We start from the raw sequence: 24,167 nt of genomic DNA, 5'->3' as shown, positions 1-24,167 counted from the left end.
ATCACACACAGTCGCCTCACCGGCACCAAGGAAGGAAACAACGATGTTCACCAAGCAGCGTTCGCGCCGTTTCGGCGTGGCGATCACCGCGGCGGCTGCCGCGACGGTCCTGGCCCTGACGGGCTGTGCCTCGAGCGGGGATGGCGGGGGTGATTCCGGGGGTGATGGCGGTGACGCGAACCTGTCGGTGACGTTCCTGCCGAAGAACCTGGGCAACCCGTACTTCGACACCTCGTCCGCGGGTGGGCAGGAGGCGGTCGAGGAGTTCGGCGGCGAGTTCGCCGAGGTCGGCCCGACCGAGGCGTCGCCGACGTCGCAGGTCTCGTTCATCCAGACCGCGGCGCAGCAGGGCGTGGGCGCCCTGGTGGTGTCCGCGAACGACCCGGAGGCGATCTGCGATGCCCTGGACGAGGCATCCGGTGCCGGGGTGAAGGTCGTCACGTTCGACTCGGACACGAACCCGGAGTGCCGCGACCTGTTCATCAACCAGGCCACCGCCGAGGGCATCGCGAAGGTCCAGGTCGACCTGATCGCGGAGCAGATCGGCGACGAGGGCCAGGTCGCGGTGCTGTCCGCGTCGGCGAACGCGACGAACCAGAACGCGTGGATCGAGATGATGGAGGAGGAGCTGGCCGCCAGCCACCCCGACATCGAGCTGGTCGAGGTCGTCTACGGTGACGACGACGACCAGACCTCGTTCGACAAGACCGCGGCGCTGCTGCAGACCTACCCGGAGCTGAAGGGCATCATCTCGCCGACCACGGTCGGCATCGCGGCCGCGGCACGCTACCTGTCGACCTCGGAGTACCAGGGCCAGGTCGCGCTGACCGGCCTGGGCACCCCGAACCAGATGCGGGAGTACGTCGAGGACGGCACCGTGACCGCGTTCGCGCTGTGGAACCCGGCCGACCTGGGCTACCTGGCCGCGTACGCGGCGCAGGCGCTGATCACGGGCGAGATCACCGGTGAGGAGGGCGACACGTTCGAGGCCGGCAAGCTCGGCTCGTACGAGGTCGGCGCCGACGGCACCGTCCTGCTCGGCGACCCCTACGTCTTCGACGCCGACAACATCGGCGACTTCGACTTCTAGGGAGTCACCGCGTCAGGGGCCATCGCCTGGACGCGAACGGGCCCGGGGCGTCCGCCCCGGGCCCGTTCCGCGCGCGGCGGTTCAGGCGTCGCCGTGCGAACGCCGCTCCATCTGGTAGATCGCGGCCTGCGTGCGCCGCTCGAAGCCGAGCTTCGAGAGCAGGCCCGACACGTAGTTCTTCACGGTCTTCTCCGCGAGGCCGAGCTGTTCGCCGATCTGGCGGTTCGTCAGGCCGTCGGCGATGAGCGCGAGCACCTGCCGCTCACGGAGGTTCAGCGCGCTGAAGCGCGGGTCGTCGTGCTCGTCGGCCTTCGCCTGCTGCGACACGCGGGCCGCGATGGACCGGTCGATGAGCGAGCGGCCGGACGCGACCTTCCGCACGTCCTCCACGATGGTCGTGCCGCGGACGTTCTTCAGCACGTACCCGGCGGCGCCGGCCAGCACGGCCGACATCGCGGCCTGGTCGTCGTCGTAGGCCGTGAGGATCAGGCAGGCGAGCTCGGGATGCCGCGACCGGAGTTCCCGACAGAGGTCGATGCCGTCGCCGTCGGGGAGTCGCATGTCGAGCACCGCCACGTCCGGACCGGTCGCCTCGATCCGGGCGAGCGCCTGGGCCACGGTGCCGGCCTCGCCCACGACCTCGAGGTCGTGCTCGCGGTCGAGGAGCTGCGCGACGCCGCGCCGGACGATCTCGTGGTCGTCGACGAGGAACACACGGGTCATGTCGTCGGGTCTCCTTCCGGGGTGATGATGGGGGCCGTCCACCGGGCTCGGGTCCCGGCCGGGCTGCTGTCGAGGTCGAATGCGCCCCCGAGCCGCTCGGCCCGGACCCGGAGGTTCTCGAGGCCGCTGCGCCTGGCCGCATCGCCGATGCCGCGTCCGTCGTCGGACACCTCGGCGGTGACGCGTGCGTCGGCCGCGGTGATGGAGAGGGTGACGGATGCCGCACCCGAGTGCTTCACGGCGTTCGAGAGCAGTTCGCGGACCGACGCCGTGAGCTCGTCGGCGAGCGCCCCCTCGGAGAGGAGGTCGACCGGGCCCGCGAACGAGACCGCGACGGGCTGGGGGAGGTGCCGTGAGGCGCCGCCCGCGAGGTCGAGCACGCGGTGTCGCAGCGTCGGCGCTCCGCCGTCCTGGGGCGTCAGCGCGAACACGATCGTGCGCACCTGGGCGATGGCCTCGTCGATCGCCTCCACGGCCGATCCGAGTCGTTCGGCGACGGCGCCGGGATGGTCCGCCGCTGCGGCCTCGAGGTCGAGCCCGGCGCCGTAGAGCTGCTGCACCACGTGGTCGTGCAGGTCGCGCGCGATGCGCGCCCGGTCCTCGAGCAGGAGGCCGCGCTGCTGGGCCTCACGGGCCGTGGCGAGCTCGCGGGCGAGGGAGACGCGGTCGGCGAGGTCTTCCGCGATGCGCATCTCGGCGGTGGTGAAGTGCGGCGCCCCGGGCTGGCGGGCGGCGGCGATCACGGCGCGCGGAGTCCCGGCCGACCGGAGCGCCGCGAACAGGACCGGGCCGCAGGACCCGTCGTGGCTGAGCGCGAGGGCGTCGGGCGGCTCGACGCGCCCGCCCGGGGTCGCGCGTGTCTCACCGCCCTCGAGCACCACGGCGCCGAGCGTCCGATCCGCGTCGATCACGGTCCCGGCGAGGCAGTCGTCCGCGTCCTCGCCGCGCACCTCGAGGACGCGCACCGACGTGCGGTCGTCGCCGACGAGGATGGCGACGCGATCTGCGGCGCCGCGGTCGACGAGCTCGTCGGCGAGGAGTGCCGCCGACCCCTCGACGGAGGAGGTCAGCAGGGCCGAGACGACCTGGGCGGATGCCGCGGCCCACGCCTCGCGGGTCCGGGCCTCCGCGTATCGACGGGCGTTGTCGATCGCGAGGCCGGCCGCGGTCGCCAGTGCGGAGATGAGCTCGACGTCCTCGTCGCTGAACGTGCCGCCGCGGCGATTCGTCAGGTAGAGGTTGCCGAAGACCTCGTCGCGGACCCGCACGGGGACGCCGATGAAGTCGGCCATCGGCGGGTGGCCCTCGGGGAATCCGACCGATCGCGGGTCGTCGGCGATCGTGTCGAGGCGGATGGGGTCGGGGTGGTCGATGAGCGCGCCGAGCAGCCCGCGCCCCTCGGGCAGGTGCCCGATCCGCTGGACCGTGTCCTCGGGCATCCCGACGTGGACGAACTCCTCGAGCCCGCCCTGCGGGGCGAGCACCCCGAGCGCGCCGTACTCCGCGTCGACGAGTTCCACGGCCGACGTGACGATGCTCCGCAGCACCTCGTCGAGCTCGATCTCGCCGATCACCGACCGCGTCGCATTCAGGAGCGCGCGCAGCCTGCCCTGCGTGCGCATGACCTCGCCCGCGCGCTCCACGAGGTCGCTGAGGGCGCGGTCCAACTCGGATCGCGGTCCCTCGGGGAACGACAGCGGCGCGGGGTGCGGCATGCCACCTCCATCAGGCGGATGGTGCGAATCTACCACCCGGCGTGTCGCGGTCGGGCGAGGGACCAAAGGCCCCGGTACGGGGGCCACCGGCGCGGATGCTGGACCCATGACGATCGTGGTCGGCGCCGACGGGAGTGTCGCGAGCCGTGCCGCCGTCGAATGGGCGGCCCGGCGTGCGCAGCGCACCCGTGACGCGCTCGTCCTCGTCACCGTCGTCGACGACGGCTGGGGCAGCCTCGGGGGGTCGGCCCTCGTCGAGCTCCGGGCGACCGCGGAGGATCGAGCCGAGCGCGAGGTGGACGTCGCGCGGCGGACCGCGCCCGAACTCGAGGTCCGCGGCGTCGTCGCGGTCGGGAGCCCGATCCTGACCCTCGCCGAGGCATCCCGCGACGCCGACCTCGTCGTGGTCGGCACGCACAAGGTCGGGTACTTCCACGGCCGTGCGATGGGCTCGCGGAGCCTGCAGCTCGCCGCGGTCGCCGCGTCGCCGAGTGCGGTGGTCCCGGTCACGTCGTGGCGCGGCCGTTCGGGCGTCGCCGTCGGGGTGTCGGAGGGGCCCGACAGCGACGACGCCGTCCGCTTCGCGGCGGAGGAGGCCGGCCGGCTGGGGGAGCCGATCGTGCTGCTGCGCGCGGCGGACGGCGACGAGGTCGACGAGCGGGCGCTCGAGCGGGCGGCGGAGATCGTCGCGGAGCGTGCGCCCGACGTCCAGGTCGATGTCCGCAGCACGGGCGGGGACGCCGCCGAGGCGCTCATCGCGGTGTCCCGCAGGGCGGTGCTCACCGTGACCGGGCGCCGCGTCGCGAGCCGGGGGTTCCTGCCGCTCGGCCGCACGAACGCCGACCTGCTCATGAACCTCGCCGGGCCCGTCGTCGTCGTGCCCCAGGTGGCGGTCGAGGCGTACCTCGTCGGCTGGGCGGTCGCCTGACCGGTTCGTCGATCAGCGGATGCCGCATCCGGCAGCGCAGGTCGAGACCCCCCGTTCGGGAGGTGCCGACGCCGTTCCGCAGGTATGCTGCTGCACTGCGACAGTACGACGGACGAGGCGATGGACGGCATGGAAGACCCGGGGGCGGGCCAAGGTGCAGGGCGGCGAGGCCGTCACGCGGCCCCACCCGTCGGAGCGACCGGTCCGCTGAGCCGGGCCGTCGCCGCGGTGGGCGCCGCCGCGGCGGCCGCACTCGCAGCTGTGGGCGACGCGGTCGCACGGTTCCGGGCCGGCCCGGTCCTCCCGTGGATCTCCGCGCATCGCCTGCTCGTGCTCATCGCCGGCGCGCTCCTCGTCTCCGGCACGGCGTTCGCCACGACCGCCGCGGTGATCTCCATGCCTCCGGTCGCGGAGGGCGGCGGAACGGTCGACGACGAGGCCACGCCGCGACCGAGCTCGGGGTTCGTGATGCCGAGCCCCGTGACCGACCGTCCGACGGCGACGACCGCACCGCCGACCACGCCCGCGACCCCGACCACGCCCGCGCCGACCGTTCCGGCCGACGATGCGCCGATCGAGTCGGAGCCGACGACGGGCGTCGAGCCGACGACCGCCCCGGAGCCGACCGAGGAGTCGAACGGCAACGGCCGGCCGGATCCGCCCGGCGCCGAGAACCGCCCCGACAAGACGAAGGACTGACCGCCGGAGCTCCGTCGCGGCGCCAGTCCCGTTCAGCTGCGTCACACTCCGCAGTCACCTGTCGTTCGGATCGGCGTGGTGCGCTAGCGTCGTGTCCACCCGGACGCACCCCGCAACGATCGGAGCCCACGTGAGCACCCGGCAGGCCGAGCACCCTCGGCCGTCGCACTTCCTCCTGCACGTCAGCGACACGCACCTGCTCGCCGGAGGCGGGCGGCTCTACGACCGCGTCGCGGCCGACCGGCACCTGCAGGAGCTCTTCGAGCAGTTCGAGGCATCCGGCGGGCGTCCCGACGCCATCGTGTTCACCGGCGACCTCGCCGACCGCGGCGAACCCGAGGCGTACGAGCTGATCCGGCGGATCGTCGACCCCGTCGCCGCGAGGCTCGGCACGCGCGTCATCTGGGTCATGGGCAACCACGACGAGCGCGACGCGTTCCGGCGCGGCCTCCTCGGCGACGGCATCGGCGGGCAACGTCCCGTCGACCGCGTCGACGACGTCGACGGGCTGCGCGTGATCGCGCTCGACTCGACGGTGCCCGGCCACCACCACGGCGAGGTCTCGGGCGACCAGCTCGACTGGCTCGCCGAGGAACTCGCCATCCCCGCGCCGCACGGCACGATCCTCGCGATGCATCACCCGCCCGTGCCGAGCGTGCTCGACCTCGCAGTCTCCGTCGAGCTCCGCGACCAGTCCGCGCTCGCCGAGGTGGTCGCGGGCAGCGACATCCGCGCGATCATCGCCGGGCACCTGCACTACTCCTCGACGGCGACGTTCGCGGGCGTCCCGGTCTCGGTCGCCTCGGCGAGCTGCTACACGCAGGACCTCACGGTGCCCGCCGGCGGCACGCGCGGGTGGGACGGGGCTCGCGCCTTCAACCTCGTGCACGTGTACCCGACGACCGTGCTGCACTCGGTCGTGCCGCTCGGCGACCACGCGCCGCTCGACTTCATCGACGCCGACGAGTCGGCGCGTCGCCTCTCCGCCGACGGCATCGTGATCCCGGATGCTGCCGCGACGCCTGCACCGGCACCCGACGCCGCGTCGTCCGTCGCCGGACTGCCGCCGCTCGTCGCACCGCCGTCGACCCTCTCGCTGCGTCCGTAGGCGAACGCCGGGCGCCCACGTCGTCAGGCGGTCAGGCTCGGCCGCTCGTCCGTCGCGGCCGGCGCCGAGGCATCCGGCCGGGGCTTCTCCCAGGGTGCCGCGAACGGGAAGTAGCGCTCGAGGAAGTCGATGACCGCCTCGGTGCGTTCCTCGACCGAGATCTCGGGGAAGCTCCCGTCGTTCAGGCAGAACATGTCCATGTCGCGACGCTTCAGCAGCCGCTTCATCCCGGGCAGGGCGCGCTGCAGCGTCGTCTCGATGTACTTGACCTTCGCGTCGGTCTGCACGACCGCTCGTCCGGTGAGCAGTGCGAAGTAGTGGTACAGCGAGTTGGTGACGGAGATGTCGGTCGCCGAGCGGAATCGGCTCGCCGCGGTGCGGCGGAACTCCTCGGGGAAGGTCGCCTCGAGGTCGGCCATGACGCTCCGGCGGAGCGGTGCCGCGCAGTGCTCGAGGTGACGCGTGGTGACCTTGCCGAACCGCTCGTGGAGCAGGGCGCGGTTCACGCGCGCGGCGTTCTCGAAGCCCGACCGACTCGGGTCGGAGTCGCCCAGGCCGATCCGCGTCCCGGCCTCCACGAACTTCGTCACGCCGCCGGGCGAGAAGAAGAGGTCGGGTGAGACCGGCCGGCCGAAGAACATGTCGTCGTTCGAGTAGAGGAAGTGCTCGGCGATGCCGGGGATGCGGTGCAGCTGGCTCTCGACCGCGTGCGAGTTGTACGTCGGGAGCACGGACGTATCGGCGAACATGTCCTCGGCGCGCACGACCGTGACCTTCGGGTGCCTCGCGAGCCATGCCGGCGGGCGCGAGTCGGTGCAGATGAAGATGCGGCGCACCCACGGCGCGAAGAGGTACACCGAACGGAGCGCGTACTTCAGCTCGTCGATCTGCCGGTAGCGGGCCTCGGAGTCGTCGCCCTCGCCCACGACGTAGGTCTGCATGCGCCGGGCGCGCTCGCGGAGGAACTCGACGTCGGACCCGTCGACCCACGAGAACACTATGTCGATCTCGAAGTCGACGTCGCTCGCGAGCGGCTGCCACATGTGCTCGAGCGTCCGCCAGTCGCGGCCGTGCAGGTGCACGGTCTCCTCGACCGCCTCGCCGCGCGGGAGCGTGCGGCGCATCAGCGCGTTCTCGATCGGGGCTTCGATCACGTCGTCGCCGAAGCGCCAGAACTCCAGCTGGACCGCGGACTCCGCGCCGTAGCGCAGCCGGCCGACGGGTTCGATGCGCGGCCGGTAGAGGCGCACGGCGTGCGGCTTGCGCACGGTGGAGAGCGTGCCGTCGGCGACGAGCACGTCGGGGGCGTCCGTCGCCTTGGCGGGCACGAGCGTCGCCGAGTAGAACGGCTCGTTCGCGAACGCGGTCGAGAGGGCGCGGACGACGCGCTTGCGGTCGCGGCGGTCGACCGTGATCACCGGCCGGCCGCCGTCGCGGCGCACGAGCAGGTAGTCGATCCGGCCGGCGTCGAGGGCGGATGCCACGGCGAGGAGGTCCTCGACCATCGACTCGTGCGGGGTCGCATGTCCGTTCCGCAGCGCGAACTGGCCGCGGCGCACCACGAGGTCGTCGCGACGGAATCGCGCGTGCTCGGCATCGGGGGCGACGAGGACGAGCTCGGGGACCCCGCTCAGCTGCAGTCCGCGATCGTCGGGGGTGCGCCGGTGGAAGGCGTCGCCCTCGATCGGGGTGCGTTCGTCGCGGGGCTGGTCGGGCTCGTTCGTCGTCACGTCGTGGGGTGCTCCGGTTCCGGTGGGCGGATGGCGCGAGTGCGCCGGATGGGTCAATCGTACGTCCGCGGGGGAGCGCGCTCGCGGCGCTCGACGGCGCCGCCGTATTGCGCCGCGTGTCGCGCGGTGACGCGCGGTGACGGGCTGCCGTTGAGGCGCCCGCCCGGGCTTCCGTAGCCTCGACGGACCCGCCATCCAGGAGGCGTCATGACCAGCACCGCGACCACCGTGCCCGCTGCCGCACCCGCCGCGTCGGGCGCGCCCGCCGACGCCCGCGCGATGCGCGTCGCGCCCGGCCCGCTCGCCGAGCTCGTCGACGTCGGCCTCGAGGTGCCGGTGCTCGGCGGGGGCAGGGTGCGGCACGTGAACCTCGACATCGCGGCATCCGCCCCTGCCCTCTCCGCGGTCGCGGCGCACGTCGCCGCCGTGCTGCCCTACTACGCGAGCGTGCACCGCGGCACGGGCTACGCGTCGCAGGCGTCGACCGCGCTGCTCGAGGACGCCCGCATCGCGGTGGCGCGGCACGTCGGCGCCCGCCTCGACGACCTCGTGGTCGTCACGCGCAACACGACCGATGCGCTCAACCTGCTCGCCGGCGCCGTGCCCGGCGAGACCGTGGTCCTCGACATCGAGCACCACGCCAACCTGCTGCCGTGGGAGCGGCGCGGGCGACGCGTCGTCGCGGCGCGCCCCACGTTCGCGGCGACGCTCGACGAGCTCGCCGCCGAGCTCGCCCGCCGCCCGGCCGCACTGCTGTCCGTCACCGGCGCGTCGAACCTCACGGGCGAGGTGCTCCCGCTCGAGGCGCTGGCCGACCTCGCGCACGCCCACGGTGCGCGGCTCGCCGTCGACGCCGCGCAACTGCTGCCGCACCGACGCGTCGACCTCGCGGCATCCGGCATCGACTACCTGGCCTTCTCGGGCCACAAGGCGTACGCGCCGTTCGGGGCGGGCGCACTCGTCGGCCGCGCCGACTGGCTCGATGCCGCGGCCCCGCACCTCGCCGGCGGCGGCGCCGTCGAGTCGGTGTCGATCGAGTCCGCCGAGTGGAAGACCGGACCGGAGCGGCACGAGGCGGGGACGCCGAACGTCGTCGGCGCGGCGGCCCTCGCGCGCGCCCTCGTCGAGCTCGAGCGGCTCGGCGACGACGCGCGAGGCGCCCACGAGGACGCGCTCGCAGCTCGGCTGCACCACGGGCTCGCGGCCCGGCACGGCGTGCGCGTGCTGCGCGGGTTCGACGACCTCGACGACCGGCTCGGGATCGCGACCATCGAACTCGAGCGCGGATCGGTCGGGCTCGTGGCCGCCGCGCTCGCGGCCGAGCACGGCATCTCGGTGCGAGCCGGGCGCTTCTGCGCGCACCCGTTCTTCGACCGCCTCGCGACCCGGGCGAACGGCCTGCGGGTCAGCCTCGGCGCGGGATCGTCGGCCGACGACGTCGACCGCTTCCTCGATGGCCTCGCCCGGCTGGTCGCCGACGGCCCGGCGTTCGCCTACGACCGAACGCCGGCCGGGTGGTGCCCGCGGACGGACGATCGGCCGCGCCCGAGCTTCGCCTGACGGCGTGCGCCCGGTGCTCGCGGCGACGCGCCTACACTGGTTCGGGTCGAAGGGGGGTCGGATGCGTCCGCTCAGCGAGGACGAACTCCGGTCGTCGTTCGTGAACGCGACCGACCGGGAGATCGAGGAGCTCGAGCTGCCGCTGGAGTACCTGCTGGTCGACTGGGAGCACGTCGACGCGCTCGCCTGGCGCGACCGCAAGGCCGGACGACGCGGCTACCTCGTCACGCTGATCGACGACGAGCCCGTCGGGATCGTGCTCCGGGCTGCGGACCCGCCTTCGTCGCGGTTCCGCGCCGGGATGTGCAACCTCTGCCACACGCAGCAGCCCGCGAACCAGGTCACCATGTTCTCCGCGCGACGCGCGGGCGAGGCCGGTCGGAACGGCAGCACGGTGGGCACGTACGCCTGCAGCGACCTCTCCTGCCAGGAGAACGTGCGCCTGCACGCGCCGCTCGCGCCGGCAGAGGTGCGGAGCGGCTCGCACGCGTGGTCGCGCATCGACGGGCTCGCGCGCCGCACGCGGGCGTTCGTCCAGGGCGTCCTCGCCGACTGAGCCCGCCGGCGTGCGGCGCGCGGTATCCGTCAGGCGTCGAGCGCGACGGGCTCGAGCGTCGGACGCTTGGCCGTGCGACCATCGCCCGAGGACCGCCCGGTGAGGCGGCGGCCGATCCAGGGCAGGACGTACTCGCGGTAGTACGTGGCGGTGTTGCGGCTCTTCTGGCCGGCGGGCGCTGCCGCCACCTCGGCGACGCCCCACTCGTCGGGCACGGGCACGCCGAGCGCGGTGAGCACGTTCGAGGCGACCTTCGCGTGCCCCAGCGAGTTGAGGTGCAGCTTGTCTGCCGACCAGTAGCGGATGTCGCGGAGCGACCGGTCGCCGAAGTTGTCGACGAACGTGACGCCGTCGAGCTGCGCCAGGTCCTGCAGCGCGACCGTGAGGCGCGCGCCGCGCGCGTCGAACACGCGGCCGAGCGGGAGGTGGTCGGTCGGGTTCGCGCCGCTCAGCATGAGCACGTGGATCCCGGCGTCGCGGATGCGGTGGATCGCCAGCCGGAAGCGGTCCGCGACCACCTCCTCGGGCATGCGCGGGCGGAGCATGTCGTTGCCGCCGCCGTTGAAGCTGATGACCTCGGGGCCGAGCGCGATCGCCGCATCGAGCTGCTCGTCGATGATCGGGCCGAGCTTGCGGCCCCGGATCGCCAGGTTGGCGTAGCGGACCGGCTCGGGCGCGGCCGCCTTCGCGAGCCCGAGCGCGACGAAGTCGGCCCAGCCGCGGGAGACGCCGTCGGGCAACTCGTCGCCGACGCCCTCCGTGAAGCTGTCGCCGATCGCCGCGTACGAGTGGAACATGGCCTCCACGCTATCGCGACGCATCCGCCGCCCCGACCGCGCGCCGGCGCCGGCATCGCACCGGCGGACCGGGGTCAGTGGGCGTGCTCGAGCTCGCAGTCGGCGCCCGGATAGAGCAGTGCCTCGTGTCCGTCGTCGAAGCGCACGAGGTAGGGCGGACCGCCGTCGGCGCCGCGCACCTCGAGGACCTCGCCGTGCTTCTCCGCGCTGCCCACCTGCTTGCCGTGGATGACCAGCCGGTCGCCGACCGTCGCCTGCATCGCGAACCTCCTCGTCCTCCCGTCAGGGTACGCCGACGCGCCCGGGGCCGGTAGGGCCTCCGGCCCCCGGCCGCACGGCGGCGTCAGTCGGTCGCGAGCAGCGCCGCCCAGAGGTCGGCACGGGCGTGGAATCCCGAGAGGTCGCGACCGAGCAGCTTCTCCGCGAGCGCGATCCGGCTGCGCACGGTGTGACGGTGCACGCCGAGCTCCTGCGCGGTCGCGTCGAACTGCCCGCCGTGCTCGAGCCAGGTCCGCGTGGTCTCGAGCAGCGTCGTGCCCTGCTCGCGGTCGTACTCGATGAGCGGCTCGAGCGTCGCGCGGGCGACCGCACGCGCGTCGGTGCGGGCGAGGAACGCGAGGACGCCCTGCCGGCTGATGTCGTCGAACCACACCACTCCGGGTGCGGTCTCGCGGGCGCGCTCGACGGCGCGCAGCGCCTGCTCGTGCAGGCGAGCGAGTTCGGCGAGCGATGCCGCGTCGGAGACGCCGACGGGCACGTCGAACTCGTTCGCGAGCTCGTCGGCGACCTCGCGGTCGTCGTCCTGGCAGACGACGACGACCGACTCGCCGTCACGTCCGAAGAAGAGCCGGCCGTCGCGGTCGTCGACCCGGAGCTCGAGGAACTCCGCGAGCCGATCGGCGTGGTCGGGCGGCAGGTCGGCCACGGCGACGCGCACGGGTTCGGCGGGCAGCGGGCCCCACATCTCCGCGGAGACCTCGGCCGCGAGGTCGACGTCACCGGCGAGCATCGACCGCAGCAGGCCCGAACGGAGGTGCCCGCGCGCCCGGTCGAGGTCGCGGTTCTGCTCCAGCGCGAGCCCGGCGAGCGCGATGACCGCGGTCACCACCTCCCGGCCCGCCTGGTCGAGCTCGGGGGAGTCGCCGATGGCGAGCACGCCGCGCAGCGCACCGCCGGCGCCGAGCGTCTGCAGGGTCATCCGCTGCGCCCTGCCCACCGAGGCGCCCGCCTCGAGCGTGCGACTCGCGCGCTGCCCGCGTCGGAGCATCGTCCGCGCCTCGCCGACGACCTCGCCGAGTGCGGGCTGGCCGAGGCCGCCGACGGGCGCCTCGCGGTCGAGGGCGCCCGCGGCATCCACCAGCCCGACCCACGTGCCGAGGCGGTTGCTCAGCTCGCTGAGCGTCGCGCCCAGGCCGTCGGGCCGGAGTGCGGCGAGCGAGATCGCCCGCTGCGCCTGGAGCGCCCAGGCCTGGCGGGCGTTCGCGTCGGCCGCGTTGAGCTCGGCGATCGTGCGCGCGACGCGGATGAACGGGGTGCGGTACGGCACCTCGAAGAGGGGCACGCCATGGCGTGCGCAGGCCTCGACGAGGAGTGCGGGCGTGCCGTCGCGGACGACCTCCGTGCCGAAGCCGAGGGCCGAGACCCCGGCGCCCGCGAGACGCGCGACGTACGCGTCGAAACCGGCCGGGTCGTCGCTGCCGCTGTCTGCGCCGAACTGGGTGCCGGTCGTGAGCAGGACCTGCCCGGGCTCGATGAACGGCGCCGGATCGGCGAGGTCGGAGCTGTGGACCCAGGGCACCGCGGCGTCGAGGGCATGCGCCGGCAGCGACGCCGCGTCGGTCAGCAGCGTGAGCGCGAGGTCGTCTCGGCCGAGCAGGGTGCGCACGGTGGGCTTCATCGGTGATCCTCGCCTCGGTCGAGAATGTACGTCGAGTCGAACACTCAGCGCCGAGTGTACAGCCCGGTGATTCGACCCGCCCTCAGGTGACGGCGCTTCGGTGCGCGAACCGTGGCTCGCGCCAGACCTCGCTCTCCAGCACGTCGTGGAGCGACTCGACCGCATCCCACACGTCAGCATGCGTGACGTAGAGCGGGGTGAACCCGAACCGCATGAGGTCCGGCGCCCGGAAATCACCGATCACGCCGCGCTCGATGAGCGCCTGCATGACCGCGTAGCCGTCCTCATGGCGCAGGGCGACCTGGCTCCCGCGCCGCGTCGATCGCCGTGGCGTCACCACCTCGATCGGCCACGCGCCGAGCCTGCGGTCCACGAGCGCCATGAAGAGCTCGGTGAGCCTGAGGCTCTTCTCCCGCACGAGCGACATGTCCACCTCGGCCCAGATGTCCAGGCTCGCCTCGAGCGCGGCGAGCGAGAGCAGTTGCGGCGTGCCCACCCGGAACCGGCCGATCCCGCTCATCGGCTCGTATCCGATCTCGAAGTCGAACGGCCTGGCATGCCCGTGCCAACCCGTCACCGCGGGCCTCGCCGCCTCGTGGTGCCGTGATGCGGCCCACATGAACGACGGCGATCCGGGCCCTCCGTTCAGGTACTTGTACGTGCATCCGACCGCGAAGTCCGCGCCGGCCGCCCCGAGGTCGATCGGCACCGCGCCCACGCTGTGGCAGAGGTCCCAGACCATGATCGCGCCCGCCTCGTGCACGCGCGCCGTGACCTCGGCGAGATCGTGCATCCGCCCGGTCCGGTAGTCGACGTGCGTGAGCACGACGACGGCGACGTCGTCGCCGAGCAGCTCGTCGAGCGCCGGACCCCCGTCGCGCACGAGCCGACGCTCGAGCGGCGTCGCGCCGCCCGCCATCGACTGGACGGCTTCGATCACGTAGAGGTCGGTGGGGAAGCTGCCGTGCTCGGCCACGATCACGTTCCGGTCGGGTCGGAGGCGTGCGGCCGCCGTGACCACCTGGAACAGGCTCCCCGAGGTCGAGTCCCCGAGCACGACTTCGCCCTCCGCCGCGCCGATGAGCGGAGCGATGCGGTCCCCGACCGATTGCGGCTTGGCGAACCATCCGGCGTCGTTCCAACTCCGGATCAGGCCGATGCCCCACTCCTCCGCGATGACCCGGTCGACGTGCGCCCGCGTGGCGCGGGGCAGCGCGCCGAGCGAGTTGCCGTCGAGGTAGACGATCCCGTCGGGGAGGTCGAATCGCTCGCGGAACGGTGCCAGCGGGTCGGCCGCGTCGAGCGACTCGCACGTCGCGCGGTCGATCGTCGTCGGGCCGGGGGCCGTCGAGTCCGGGTGCAGCATGATCGGTCCGCCTCTCGGGTCGGTCTGCGTGGTCACAGCGCGAGGAAGCGCCGCGCGTTGTCGTGGAGGATCGCGGCCCGCTCGGCATCGTCGAGGCGATCCGAGCGCGCGACGACGTCGCCGACGGGGGACTCGCCCAGCGGGTAGGGGTAGTCGCTGCCGAGCATCACCTGCGACGCGCCGAGTGTCTCGACCAGCAGGTGCAGCGCCGCCGGATCGAAGACGACGGAGTCGACGCTGAAGCGCTCGAGGTACGCGGACGGCGGCAGGTCGCTGACGCCGACGAGGTCCGGTCGGCGATGCCACGCGTTCTCGAAGCGACCGAGCCAGAACGCGAAGGAGCCTCCGCCGTGCGCGAAGGCGATGCGCAACGACGGCGGGACGCGATCGAACACGCCGCCGAGGATCATCGCGATGATCGACAGGTGGGTCTCGGCCGGCATCCCCGTCAGCCAGCGGGCCATCCATCGGTCGAGTCGGGGCGACTCGGGCATGTCCCACGGGTGCACGAACACCGGCACGCCCTGCGCCGCACAGTGCTGCAGGACCGTGACGATGCCCTCGTCGTCGAGATCGCGATCGCCCACGTGGTTCCCGATCTCGATGCCGCGGTGCCCCGACTCGATCGCGCGGTCGATCTCGGCGCACGCGGCGTCCGGGTCCTGCAGCGGCACCTGCGCGAACGGGACCAGGCGTTCGGGCGCCGGTGCGCAGACCTCGAGCGCGAGGTCGTTGAAGATCCGGGCCACCGCGGCAGCGCGATCGCCCGGCTGGTCGTACGAGAAGAAGACGGGCGTCGGCGAGATGACCTGGATGTCCACGCCGTCGCGATCCATGTCCGCCACGCGCGCCCCGGCGTCCCAGCAGTTCGCCTCGATCCGACGGAACTCGCTCGAGCCGACGAGGATCATGGCCTCGCGCTCGGAGTCCACGCGCAACGACGGCCAGGTGCCCGGCCCGACGCGGGCGGTCAGGTCGGGCCAGCCGTTCGGCACGAAGTGCGTGTGGACGTCGATCGACCCCACCCGGTCAGCCCTTGCCCGGGTGGACGGTGCCGCACTTCGGGCACGTGCGGCCCTCCTCGCTCTCGTAGAAGTCGCGGAAGACGGGCGGAAGGTCCTCGACGATGTCTCGCACCTGCAGCTCGACCTCGTGCACCTTCGTGTCGCAGTTCGGGCAGAACCAGGCGAACCTCTCGAGCGTGCCCTCCTCGCGGATGCGCTCGATCACGATGCCGATCGAGCCGGCCTCGGGACGCTGGGGGGAGTGGTACACGTTGCCGGGGAGCAGCCACATCTCGCCCTCGCGGATGTCGATCCGCTGCAGGCCCTCGTCGGTCTGGATGTTGACGTGCATGTTCCCGCGGTACTGGTAGAACCACTCCTCGTACGGGTCGAAGTGGAAGTCGGTGCGCTGGTTCGGACCGCCGACGACCTGCACGATGAAGTCGCCCATCGGCTCCCATGCCTGCTTGTTGTTGACCGGCGGCTTGAGCAGGTGCTCGTGCTCGCGGATCCAGGCGGCGAAGTCGATGACGGGTGGGATGGTGGTCACGGTTCCTCCTCGGTGGTGGTGGTGGTGGTTCGTTCGGCCTCGTCGCCGACCGGGTGACGGGCGACGGCCTGGATCTCGATGCGCAGGTGCGGATGCGGGAGCGCATGCACCGCGACCGTGGTCCGGGCCGGTCCGGATTCGTCGAAGTACTCCGCCCAGACGGCGTTGTACGCGGCGAAGTCGTTCATGTCGACGAGGTAGGCCGTCGCCTGCACGAGGTCGCCGAGCCCGCACCCCGCCTCGGCGAGGATGCCTCGGATGTTCTCGAGGACCGCGCGGGTCTGCGTCGCCGCGTCGAGCCTCGTCGCGCCGAACTCGTCGGCCTCGGCGCCCTCGATCGTGTTGTCGGGGCGGCGGCTGCTCGTGCCGGAGACGAACACGAAGCCGCCGGCGAGCCTGGCGTGCGGGAAGCGTCCGCGGGGCGTCGCCTTCCCGTCCACGGTGATGGCGTCGGCGGTCATCGCGTCTCCTCCTCGTCCACGCGCACCGAGACCCGCCCGAGCCCGGCCACCTCTGCCGCGACGGAGCCCCGCGCGGGCGCCGGCACGGCGGCGGTCGCGGCGCCCGCGAGCAGCACCATGCCCTCGCGGAGCTCGAGCCCGCGCCGGCGCGCGAGGCGCTGCGCGGCGGGGATGGCGCGGAGCGGGTCGCCGAGGATCGCCGCGGTCGAGCCCACCTGCGCCTGACGGCCGCCGAGCTCGAGGGCGACCGCGCGGTTCGCCAGGGTCGCGGCGGCGTCGGCGGCCCGCCACGGACCGATCGCGAACGCCGAAGCCGACGCGTCGTCGGCGATCACGTCGCCGAGGTCGAAGCGGAAGTCCCGGTACCTCGAGTCGATGACCTCGAGTGCCGGCGCCACCGCGGCGATCGCGGCGGACGCCTCGGAGTCGGGATCGGCGATCCCCGGTCCCAGCAGGAACGCGATCTCGGGCTCGACCCGGGGATGGATTCCGCGGCCCGCGGGGACGGCGTCGCCGTCGACGACGCGCATCGCGTCGGTCAGGCTCCCGATGATCACGTCGTCGACGCCCATCTGCCGCGCCTTCTCGCGGCTGGTGAAGCCGAGCTTCACGCCCACGACGCGCTCGCCGCGTGCGGTGCGGAGCGACACGAGCGCGCGTTGGACCTCGTACGCCGCGTCGAGGTCGAGCGGTCGATCGTCGGAGGGCCGTGCGATCGGGAGCGCCCGTCGTTGCGCCTCGTCGAGCGCGTGGGCGAGGCGCGCGGTCCGGCCGGGTGCGGTGCGGGGCGCTGGTGGAGCGGATGCCTCGACGGCGAGGTCCTCGGTCATGACGCACCCCCGGCGGCCCCCGCGCGTGCCGCGGCGAGGTCGAGCGCGACGTCCACGATCATGTCCTCCTGGCCGCCGATCATCCGGCGGCGCCCCAGTTCGACGAGGATGTCGCGGGCGTCCAGCCCATGGCGCTCGGCGGCGCGCTCGGCGTGCAGTAGGAAGCTCGAGTAGACGCCCGCGTAGCCGAGCGTGAGCGTCTCGCGGTCCACGCGCACCGGGCGGCGCTGCAGCGGGCGCACCAGGTCCTCCGCGGCATCCTGCAGGGCGAAGAGGTCGGCGCCGTGGGACCAGCCGAGCAGGTCGGCGACCGCGACGAACGCCTCGATCGGGCAGTTGCCGGCGCCCGCGCCCTGCCCGGCGAGGGACGCGTCGACCCGGGTGGCGCCGTGCTCGACCGCCGTGATGCTGTTCGCCACGCTCAGGGAGAGGTTCTCGTGCGCGTGGATGCCGATCTCGGTCGCCGGGTCGAGCACGTCGCGGTAGGCGTCGATGCGGTCGGCGACGTCGCGCATCGTCAGGCGTCCGCCCGAGTCGGTGACGTAGACGCAGTCCGCGCCGAAGGACTCCATGAGCCGAGCCTGCTCGGCGAGCCCGCGCGGGTCGTTCAGGTGGCTCATCATGAGGAACCCCGAGACGTCCATGCCCTGGTCCTTCGCCCAGGCGATGTGCTGCTCCGCGACATCGGCCTCGGTGCAGTGGGTCGCGACCCGGACGCTGCCGACGCCCAGGTCGCGCGCGCGGGCGAGGTCGTCGATCGTGCCGATGCCGGGGAGGATCAGCGTGGTCAACCGCGCTCGCCGCAGCACGGAGGCGGCCGCCTCGATCCACTGCTCGTCGGTCCTGGCTCCATGCCCGTAGGCGACGCTCGACCCGCCGAGCCCGTCGCCGTGCGCGACCTCGATCGCGTCGACGCCGGCCGCCTCCAGCGCCGACGCGATCTCGCGGACCTCATCGGTGCCGTACCGGTGGGCGATGGCGTGCATGCCGTCGCGGAGGGTGACGTCCTGGAGGTAGACCCGTGGCGTCGTCGCGGTCATGCCGGTACTCCCGTCCGGTCGGCGATGAGGTGCTCGGCGGTGCGCAGTGCCGCCGAGGTCATGATGTCGAGGTTGCCCGCGTACTCCGGCAGGTAGTGGCCGGCGCCGGCGACCTCGAGCAGGATCGTGACGCGGGTTCCGCTGAACGGTCGCCCGAGAGCCGGCACGAAGGCCTCCTCGACCCGATCGAACTGCACGTCCTGCTTGAGGTCGTACCCGCCGACGTACGTCCGCACGTCGGCGGCCATGGCGGCGACGGACGTCCGCACGGCCCCCCGATCGAGCTCGCCCGAGACGAGGCAGTACACCGTGTCTCGCATGATGAGCGGGGGGTCGGCGGGATTCAGCACGATGATCGCCTTGCCGCGCTCCGCGCCGCCGATGACCTCGATGGCACGCGCCGTCGTCTGCGTGAACTCGTCGATGTTCGCCCTGGTCCCCGGACCGGCGGACCGGGACGCGATGGAGGCGACGATCTCGGCGTAGGCGACCGGCGCCACGCGCGAGACCGCTGCGACCATCGGGACCGTGGCCTGGCCGCCGCAGGTGACCATGTTGACGTTGGTCGCGTCGAGGTGGTCGCCGAGGTTCACGACCGGCACGACGTAGGGGCCGATCGCGGCGGGCGTGAGATCGACCACCAATCGCCCGAGGTCCCGCACGACGGCGTCGTTGCGTGCGTGCGCCGCGGCCGACGTCGCGTCGAACACGAGCTCGACGTCGGCGAACTCCGGCAGCCGCACCAGGCCGTCGACGCCTTCGTGCGTCGTCGCGACCCCCAGGCGGCGAGCGCGGGCGAGTCCGTCCGAGTCGGGATCGATGCCGGCCATCGCGACGACCCTCAGGTGCGTCGAGAGCCGCTTCACCTTGATCATCAGGTCGGTGCCGATGTTGCCCGAGCCGATGATGGCGACGTCCGTGGTCATGCTGCTCCTCCGTCGGTCGTGGTGGGCGCATCCACCGCCGGTGTCGTCGCGGCGCGTCCGGTGAACTCGGTGCGCACCTCGCCCAGGCCGTCGAGCCGGGCGTGGAAGTGCCCGGGCGTCGCGGCGACCATGGGGCCGAGGGCTCCCGAGAGCACGACCTCGCCCGCACGCAGGGGTCGTCCGTGCCGGGCGACCGCCCGTGCCAGCCAGGCGACGGCGATCACGGGGCTCCCGAGGCACGCGGAGCCTGCGCCGGTCGAGGCCGGTTCGCCGTCGCGGTCGAGCCGCATGCCGACGCCGGCCAGGTCGAGCCCGTCGAGCCGGTGGGGGGTCGTCCCGAGGACGACCGCGCCGCTCGAGGCGTTGTCGGCGATGGTGTCGGCGATGCGGATGTCCCAGCCGGAGATCCGCGAGTCGACGACCTCGATGGCGGGCAGGACGAACTCGGTGGCGCGCATCACGTCGGCGACATGGGTGGTCGGGGAATCGAGGTCGCGTCCGAGGACGAACGCCACCTCGGCTTCGACGCGCGGTTGCAGGAACCGGCCGAGGTCGAGCGGCTCGCGGTCGTCGGCGATCATGTCGTCGAGGAGCACGCCGTAGTCGGGCGTGGAAACGCCGAACTGCGCCTGGACGGCCGGCGAGGTCAGTCCGACCTTGCGACCGACGATCCGTGCGCCTGCCGTCACCCGACGGTCGATGCCGAGGGACTGGACGGCGTAGGCCGCCTCCTGGGTGTCCTCGCCGAGCAGGTCGCGCACGGGCGCGCAGGTGACCCGGGCGCACGATGCAGCATGGAGCCGCGCCTGGGCGGCGTGGATCGCTTCCGGGGTTCCGATCGCGTCGGTCGTCGCGGTCTGCGGGGAGCTCACAGTTGCACGCAGACGTTGGTGGGCTCGGTGTAGAACTCGAGCGAGTGCATTCCGCCCTCTCGACCGATGCCGGAGAGTCCGACGCCGCCGAACGGGCTGCGGAGGTCGCGCAGGTACCAGGTGTTGACCCACGACATGCCGACCCGCATGCGCTGGGCGACCCGGTGGCCGCGCGCCAGGTCGGTCGTCCAGGTGACCGCGGCGAGGCCGTACTCGGTGTCGTTGGCGAGCGCGATCGCCTCCTCCTCGGTGTCGAAGGGCATGACGACCGCGGCAGGTCCGAAGATCTCCTCGCGCACGGTCCGGTTCGAGTTCCCCAGGCCGGTCCAGAGGGTCGGCTCGATCCACGAGCCCGCGTCGAGTCCGTCGCCGAGGGTCGGGATGCCGCCGCCCGCGAGGAGCTCGGCACCCTCGTGGAGCGCGAGGTCGTAGTAGGAGAGGACCTTCTCGCGATGCGCCGCCGAGACGAGCGGACCGGTCGTCGTCGCGGGGTCCTCGGGGCGACCGAGTCGGAGGCGCCGGGCGTGGTCGGCGAGGCCGGCCGCGACCTCGTCGAAGACCGAGCGCTCGACGTAGATGCGCTCGGTGCAGAGGCAGACCTGACCGGTGTTCAGGTAGGTCGAACGCGCGAGGCCGGCGACCGCCGCGTCGAGGTCGGCGTCGGCGAACACGATGGCGGCGTTCTTGCCGCCCAGCTCGAACGAGACGGGCCGGACGCGCGGGGCGACCGCTCGCATGATGGCCGAGCCCGTGCTGGACTCGCCGGTGAAGGTGACGCCGTCGATGCCGGGGTGGGTCGTGAGGTGCTCGCCGGCCGATCCCGGGCCGAAGCCGTGCACGACGTTCACGACGCCGTCGGGGACGCCGGCCTCGGCGATGATCTCGGCGAGCAGCGTGGCCGATGACGGGGTCTCCTCGGACGGCTTCACCACGACGGTGTTGCCGGACGCGAGTGCCGGAGCGAGCTTCCAGGTGAGCAGGAGCAGGGGGAGGTTCCACGGCACGATCACGGCGACCACGCCGAGCGGGGCGCGCACCGCGTAGTTGAGCGCTCGGCGACCGTCGTGCAGTTCGGTGAGGTAGGAGTCGAGGCCGGCCGCCGAGGCGGTGTCCGCGAACGAGCGGAAGTTCGCCGCGGCGCGCGCGACGTCGAGGTCGCGGGCGAGCGTCTCGGGCTTGCCGGTGTCGCCGACCTCTGCGGCCACGAGTTCCTCGCTGCGACGTTCGACGACGTCGGCGACCCGCCGGAGCAGCCGGGCGCGTTCGGCGACGGGCATGCGACCCCACGGGCCCTCGAGCGCCGCCCGCGCGGCGGCGACCGCGCGGTCGACCTCCCGTGGTCCGGCCTCGTGCACCACGGCGATCGGCGTGCCGTCGACCGGGTCGATCTTCTCGAAGGTGCCCACCCCGTCGACGGACTCGCCGCCGATCACGTTTCGGAGCTCGCGGGGGGTCGAGCTCCGCGTCGGGAGAGGGGCCGTGAGCGGTGCCGGCGTCGTCGGGGAGGGCATGCGTTCAGGCTAGGAATGCGAAGCGATGCCGACAAATGCTCTTGTGATGCACTGCCATGCCCATACGGCTATAGTCCGGGCCATGGTCACCGATCGACTCCTGGACGGCCGGCTCAAGCTCCGGCATCTCGTGCTCATCACCGCCATCGCCGACGAGGGCACGCTGGTGCGCGCCGCCGAGTCGTTGCACATCACCCAGCCCGTCGTCACGCGCGGCCTCCGCGAGGTCGAGGACCTCCTCGGAGTGCAGCTGTTCGAGCGGATGCCGCGGGGCGTCGCTCCCACGCAGTACGGCGGGCCGTTCATCGAGCGCGCGCGGTCTGTGCTCGCCGAGCTCCGCGCGGCCGACGAGGAGGTCCGCCTCATGCAGACGGGCCAGCTCGGCACGGTCACGGTCGGTACGCACCTCGCGGGCTCGAACCTGCTCCTGCCTCGAGCCATCGCCGCGCTGAAGTCGGATCACCCGCGCCTCACCGTCGTCGTCCGCGAGGGCACGCCCGACACGCTGCAGCAGCTCCTGCTCTCGGGCGACCTCGACCTCACCGTCGGCCGCCTCTCGCCGACGGTGCCCGTGCGTCTCGAACAGGAGCGCCTGCACCACGAGCCGATCCGACTCGTGGCCAGGGCGGGCCATCCGGTCCACACCGGCACGCGGGGGACCTCGCTCGCCGCGCTGCTCGCCTTCCCGTGGATCTTCCCGGTCGCGCAGACGGCGCTCCGGGCCGAACTCGAGGCGGTGTTCTTCCACGAGGGGCTCCCGCTGCCGGCGGACCGGGTGGAGTGCACGTCGATGCTGACCCTCCGGAGCCTGCTCGTGTCGACGGATGTCATCGCGGCGCTGCCCATGTTCATCGCCGTCGACGACCGGGACGTGAAGATCCTGCCGACGCCGCTGAGCTCGATCCGCCGATCGGTCGGGGTCACGCTCCCGAAGGATCGCGCGCCGTCACCCGCGGCCGCCGCCCTCCTCATGCACCTCCGGGAGGAGGGGGCTCGGCTCGCGGCGCTCGAGCGCGAGTACGCCACGGCAGAGGCCGCGCCATTCCACTGATATGCCCATATGGTCATGGCAACGAGCCGTATAGATATTGGACAGCATCGATCCGGCCGATGACGCTGAAGGGGTCGACGCGTGGAGGCGTCGAACCCGATTCTTCTCCCGACCCTGGAGGCGTCATGGCCGGATCCCCCTACGTTCCCGATGCGAAGAAGTACCGCCCGGAGGACTTCGAGCGAGTCGCAGGCGAGCCTGCCGACCCGGCGCCCGGGACGTGGGGGATGCAGCCCGACGGCACCTTCGTGCCGCCGGCGCACACGCCCTCGGTGCCGCGTGACGTCTTCGTCGACTGGCCCGGCCAGCTCGACTACCGCGACCCCGAGACCTACGCGCTGAACGCGACCGCCGAGGCGTTCTACCCGATCGTCGTGAACACGAGCCACTCGTGGCAGTGCATCTACGACATGGACGGCACGCGCTACATGCTGCACTACGGCGGAGGCAACCACTGGAAGCTCTACGACATCACCGACCCCCGCGACCTGAAGGTCGTCGACGAGGAGCAGTGGGGCTGGGGCGACCCCCGCCCGCAGTTCGGCGCGACGACGGTGCAGTGGAACGAGAAGCTCGGCACGCACCTCGCGGTCCAGGCGAGCGAGACGCCCCGCTACTTCCTCAAGGGCCGCGTCGCGAACAAGTGGACCGACGACACCGTCGAGGGCCAGCTGCTCGAGTGGGAGGGCCTGCGCGGCTTCCGCACGTTCCGGATGAACGGCCCGAGCCCGCGCGACTGGATCCTCATCAACGAGACCTCGACCGACCCGAACCACGGCCCCGACGAGATCCAGGAGGGCAACGGCGTCCTCGACCTGCCCGTCTACTACGGCGACAGGTACCTCTTCGTCGCCACCGCGCCCGACAACACGTTCACCAACCAGCCCTACAGGACGACGCTCTGGACCGCGGGCCACGCGGCCTACGACATGACCGACCCGGAGAAGCCCGAGCTGCTCTCGACCTGGTGGGTGCCGGGCTCGCGCGCCGGAGAAGAGGACGCCTCCGAGTACCTCGCGGGCAACGACCGCTGGAACAACAAGACCTCCTGGTTCGGCTCCCGCATGGGTGTGTTCATGCCGCGTTCGGTGGAGTCGGGCTACCGCTACGCCTACGCGGCCCAGGGCGGCCAGGGGTTCTTCGTGCTGGATGTCTCCGACCCGTCGGACATCCACCACGTCGGCTGGTGCGAGCTCCCCTCCAGCGTCGCCGGCACCGAGGGCGACAACGTCGACACGACCCAGGTCGAGGAGACCGGCTACGTCTACGTCTCCGGCTACCCCATGAACACCGACTGCTACGAGCCCGCCAAGGAGATCTACCAGGTCGACGTGAGCGACCCGACGAACCCGCGCGTCGTGCGCACCATGCCCCGCCCCATGCCGCCCGCCGAGGCGAAGTTCACCGACTGGGCACAGCGTCGCGGATCGTTCGGCCCGAAGCGGTCGGGGTACTTCACGAACACCGGGACCCCGCACGGCGGCGTGATCCCCTACGCGTTCTACGCGGCGGGCCTGCAGATCTTCGACGTCCGCGACCCCGAGGACCCGAAGGTCGGGGCGTACTTCGTGCCGCCGATGGGGCTCAAGGACGACGACGACCTCGCGGCCCCCGTGCACGGCATCTTCGTCGAGTGGGATCGCAACCTCATCTGGCTGTTCTCGAACCACGGCATCTACGCGGTCTCGACGCCGCTGCTCGGAGATCCGGTCGTCGGCCTGCCCGGCGCCGAGTCGTCCGCGGCGAGCTGAGC

The 24,167-nt window shown here is 72.7% G+C and carries 23 protein-coding genes; 8 read left to right on the top strand and 15 right to left on the bottom strand.

Annotation, left to right across the window (positions count from 1 at the left end; genetic code table 11):
- The first annotated feature begins 43 nt into the window (after positions 1-43).
- Entirely contained in the window at positions 44-1,090 is a 1,047-nt protein-coding gene (gene rhaS / locus GJR97_RS05800) for a rhamnose ABC transporter substrate-binding protein (protein ID WP_154345565.1), read from the top strand.
- 81 nt (positions 1,091-1,171) lie between these two features.
- Here rhaS and GJR97_RS05795 read toward each other — a convergent pair whose 3' ends face one another.
- Together GJR97_RS05795 and GJR97_RS05790 are read right to left on the bottom strand one after the other, a co-directional pair.
- Entirely contained in the window at positions 1,172-1,813 is a 642-nt protein-coding gene (locus tag GJR97_RS05795) for a response regulator transcription factor (protein ID WP_154345564.1), read from the bottom strand.
- Positions 1,810-3,528, bottom strand: coding sequence for a GAF domain-containing sensor histidine kinase (locus GJR97_RS05790; protein WP_154345563.1), 1,719 nt, complete (start codon positions 3,526-3,528; stop codon positions 1,810-1,812). The genes GJR97_RS05795 and GJR97_RS05790 overlap by 4 nt, the downstream gene beginning before the upstream one ends.
- A gap of 106 nt (positions 3,529-3,634) precedes the next feature.
- Here GJR97_RS05790 and GJR97_RS05785 point away from each other — a divergent pair, with 106 nt between their 5' ends.
- The 3 genes from GJR97_RS05785 to GJR97_RS05780 all read left to right on the top strand — a co-directional run bounded on the left by GJR97_RS05785 (position 3,635) and on the right by GJR97_RS05780 (position 6,263).
- Positions 3,635-4,456: a universal stress protein gene (locus tag GJR97_RS05785; protein WP_195760619.1), complete on the top strand. Its 822-nt coding sequence runs from the start codon at positions 3,635-3,637 to the stop codon at positions 4,454-4,456.
- Between the two features lie 120 nt (positions 4,457-4,576).
- The gene (locus GJR97_RS18130) at positions 4,577-5,155 is read left to right on the top strand and encodes a hypothetical protein (RefSeq protein WP_229276020.1); all 579 of its coding nucleotides are present in this window, start codon (positions 4,577-4,579) and stop codon (positions 5,153-5,155) included.
- Between the two features lie 130 nt (positions 5,156-5,285).
- A complete protein-coding gene (locus tag GJR97_RS05780; protein WP_324613205.1) occupies positions 5,286-6,263 on the top strand; it encodes a phosphodiesterase in 978 nt (325 codons plus the stop codon).
- A gap of 23 nt (positions 6,264-6,286) precedes the next feature.
- Here GJR97_RS05780 and GJR97_RS05775 read toward each other — a convergent pair whose 3' ends face one another.
- Positions 6,287-7,897, bottom strand: a complete 1,611-nt coding sequence (locus GJR97_RS05775; protein ID WP_229276029.1) for a stealth family protein — start codon at positions 7,895-7,897, stop codon at positions 6,287-6,289.
- A 303-nt stretch (positions 7,898-8,200) separates the two neighbouring features.
- On the opposite strand from GJR97_RS05775, the gene GJR97_RS05770 reads away from it, so the two are divergent.
- On the top strand, positions 8,201-9,553 hold the full coding sequence (locus tag GJR97_RS05770; RefSeq protein ID WP_229276019.1) for an aminotransferase class V-fold PLP-dependent enzyme: 1,353 nt from the start codon (positions 8,201-8,203) through the stop codon (positions 9,551-9,553).
- A gap of 61 nt (positions 9,554-9,614) precedes the next feature.
- Complete coding sequence (locus GJR97_RS05765; RefSeq protein ID WP_154345560.1) at positions 9,615-10,109, top strand: FBP domain-containing protein; 495 nt, start codon at positions 9,615-9,617, stop codon at positions 10,107-10,109.
- 29 nt (positions 10,110-10,138) lie between these two features.
- On the opposite strand, the gene GJR97_RS05760 is transcribed toward GJR97_RS05765, so the two are convergent.
- The 12 genes from GJR97_RS05760 to GJR97_RS05705 form a co-directional block, all read right to left on the bottom strand.
- Positions 10,139-10,906 (bottom strand): SGNH/GDSL hydrolase family protein, encoded by a 768-nt coding sequence (locus GJR97_RS05760; protein ID WP_154345559.1) that lies wholly within the window; start codon positions 10,904-10,906, stop codon positions 10,139-10,141.
- 74 nt (positions 10,907-10,980) lie between these two features.
- On the bottom strand, positions 10,981-11,166 hold the full coding sequence (locus GJR97_RS05755) for a DUF1918 domain-containing protein (protein ID WP_129235638.1): 186 nt from the start codon (positions 11,164-11,166) through the stop codon (positions 10,981-10,983).
- Positions 11,167-11,249: 83 nt separating this feature from the next.
- Entirely contained in the window at positions 11,250-12,803 is a 1,554-nt protein-coding gene (locus GJR97_RS05750; RefSeq protein WP_154345558.1) for a PucR family transcriptional regulator, read from the bottom strand.
- A gap of 82 nt (positions 12,804-12,885) precedes the next feature.
- Positions 12,886-14,205, bottom strand: a complete 1,320-nt coding sequence (gene kynU / locus GJR97_RS05745) for a kynureninase (RefSeq protein ID WP_324613204.1) — start codon at positions 14,203-14,205, stop codon at positions 12,886-12,888.
- Positions 14,202-15,194: an amidohydrolase family protein gene (locus GJR97_RS05740; RefSeq protein ID WP_324613203.1), complete on the bottom strand. Its 993-nt coding sequence runs from the start codon at positions 15,192-15,194 to the stop codon at positions 14,202-14,204. The genes kynU and GJR97_RS05740 overlap by 4 nt, the downstream gene beginning before the upstream one ends.
- A 4-nt stretch (positions 15,195-15,198) precedes the next feature.
- Positions 15,199-15,723 (bottom strand): 3-hydroxyanthranilate 3,4-dioxygenase, encoded by a 525-nt coding sequence (locus GJR97_RS05735; RefSeq protein WP_129235361.1) that lies wholly within the window; start codon positions 15,721-15,723, stop codon positions 15,199-15,201.
- Entirely contained in the window at positions 15,720-16,184 is a 465-nt protein-coding gene (locus tag GJR97_RS05730) for a RidA family protein (RefSeq protein ID WP_129235362.1), read from the bottom strand. The genes GJR97_RS05735 and GJR97_RS05730 overlap by 4 nt, the downstream gene beginning before the upstream one ends.
- Entirely contained in the window at positions 16,181-17,014 is an 834-nt protein-coding gene (locus GJR97_RS05725; protein ID WP_195760616.1) for a 2-keto-4-pentenoate hydratase, read from the bottom strand. The genes GJR97_RS05730 and GJR97_RS05725 overlap by 4 nt, the downstream gene beginning before the upstream one ends.
- Positions 17,011-18,054 (bottom strand): 4-hydroxy-2-oxovalerate aldolase, encoded by a 1,044-nt coding sequence (dmpG, locus tag GJR97_RS05720; RefSeq protein WP_154345557.1) that lies wholly within the window; start codon positions 18,052-18,054, stop codon positions 17,011-17,013. The genes GJR97_RS05725 and dmpG overlap by 4 nt, the downstream gene beginning before the upstream one ends.
- Complete coding sequence (locus GJR97_RS05715) at positions 18,051-18,980, bottom strand: acetaldehyde dehydrogenase (acetylating) (RefSeq protein ID WP_154345556.1); 930 nt, start codon at positions 18,978-18,980, stop codon at positions 18,051-18,053. The genes dmpG and GJR97_RS05715 overlap by 4 nt, the downstream gene beginning before the upstream one ends.
- Positions 18,977-19,852: a 2-keto-4-pentenoate hydratase gene (locus tag GJR97_RS05710; protein ID WP_324613202.1), complete on the bottom strand. Its 876-nt coding sequence runs from the start codon at positions 19,850-19,852 to the stop codon at positions 18,977-18,979. Before GJR97_RS05710 ends, GJR97_RS05715 begins: the two co-directional genes overlap by 4 nt.
- Complete coding sequence (locus GJR97_RS05705) at positions 19,849-21,363, bottom strand: 2-hydroxymuconic semialdehyde dehydrogenase (protein WP_154345555.1); 1,515 nt, start codon at positions 21,361-21,363, stop codon at positions 19,849-19,851. Before GJR97_RS05705 ends, GJR97_RS05710 begins: the two co-directional genes overlap by 4 nt.
- An 82-nt stretch (positions 21,364-21,445) precedes the next feature.
- Here GJR97_RS05705 and GJR97_RS05700 point away from each other — a divergent pair, with 82 nt between their 5' ends.
- Both GJR97_RS05700 and GJR97_RS05695 read left to right on the top strand, forming a co-directional pair.
- Positions 21,446-22,414: a LysR substrate-binding domain-containing protein gene (locus GJR97_RS05700; RefSeq protein ID WP_154345554.1), complete on the top strand. Its 969-nt coding sequence runs from the start codon at positions 21,446-21,448 to the stop codon at positions 22,412-22,414.
- Positions 22,415-22,539: 125 nt separating this feature from the next.
- Positions 22,540-24,165 (top strand): LVIVD repeat-containing protein, encoded by a 1,626-nt coding sequence (locus tag GJR97_RS05695; protein ID WP_165307390.1) that lies wholly within the window; start codon positions 22,540-22,542, stop codon positions 24,163-24,165.
- Positions 24,166-24,167 lie beyond the last annotated feature (2 nt).

This window comes from Agromyces kandeliae, from assembly GCF_009674665.1.
Taxonomy (GTDB): Bacteria; Actinomycetota; Actinomycetes; order Actinomycetales; family Microbacteriaceae; genus Agromyces; species Agromyces kandeliae.
This window is presented reverse-complemented; position numbering and strand designations above follow the sequence as displayed.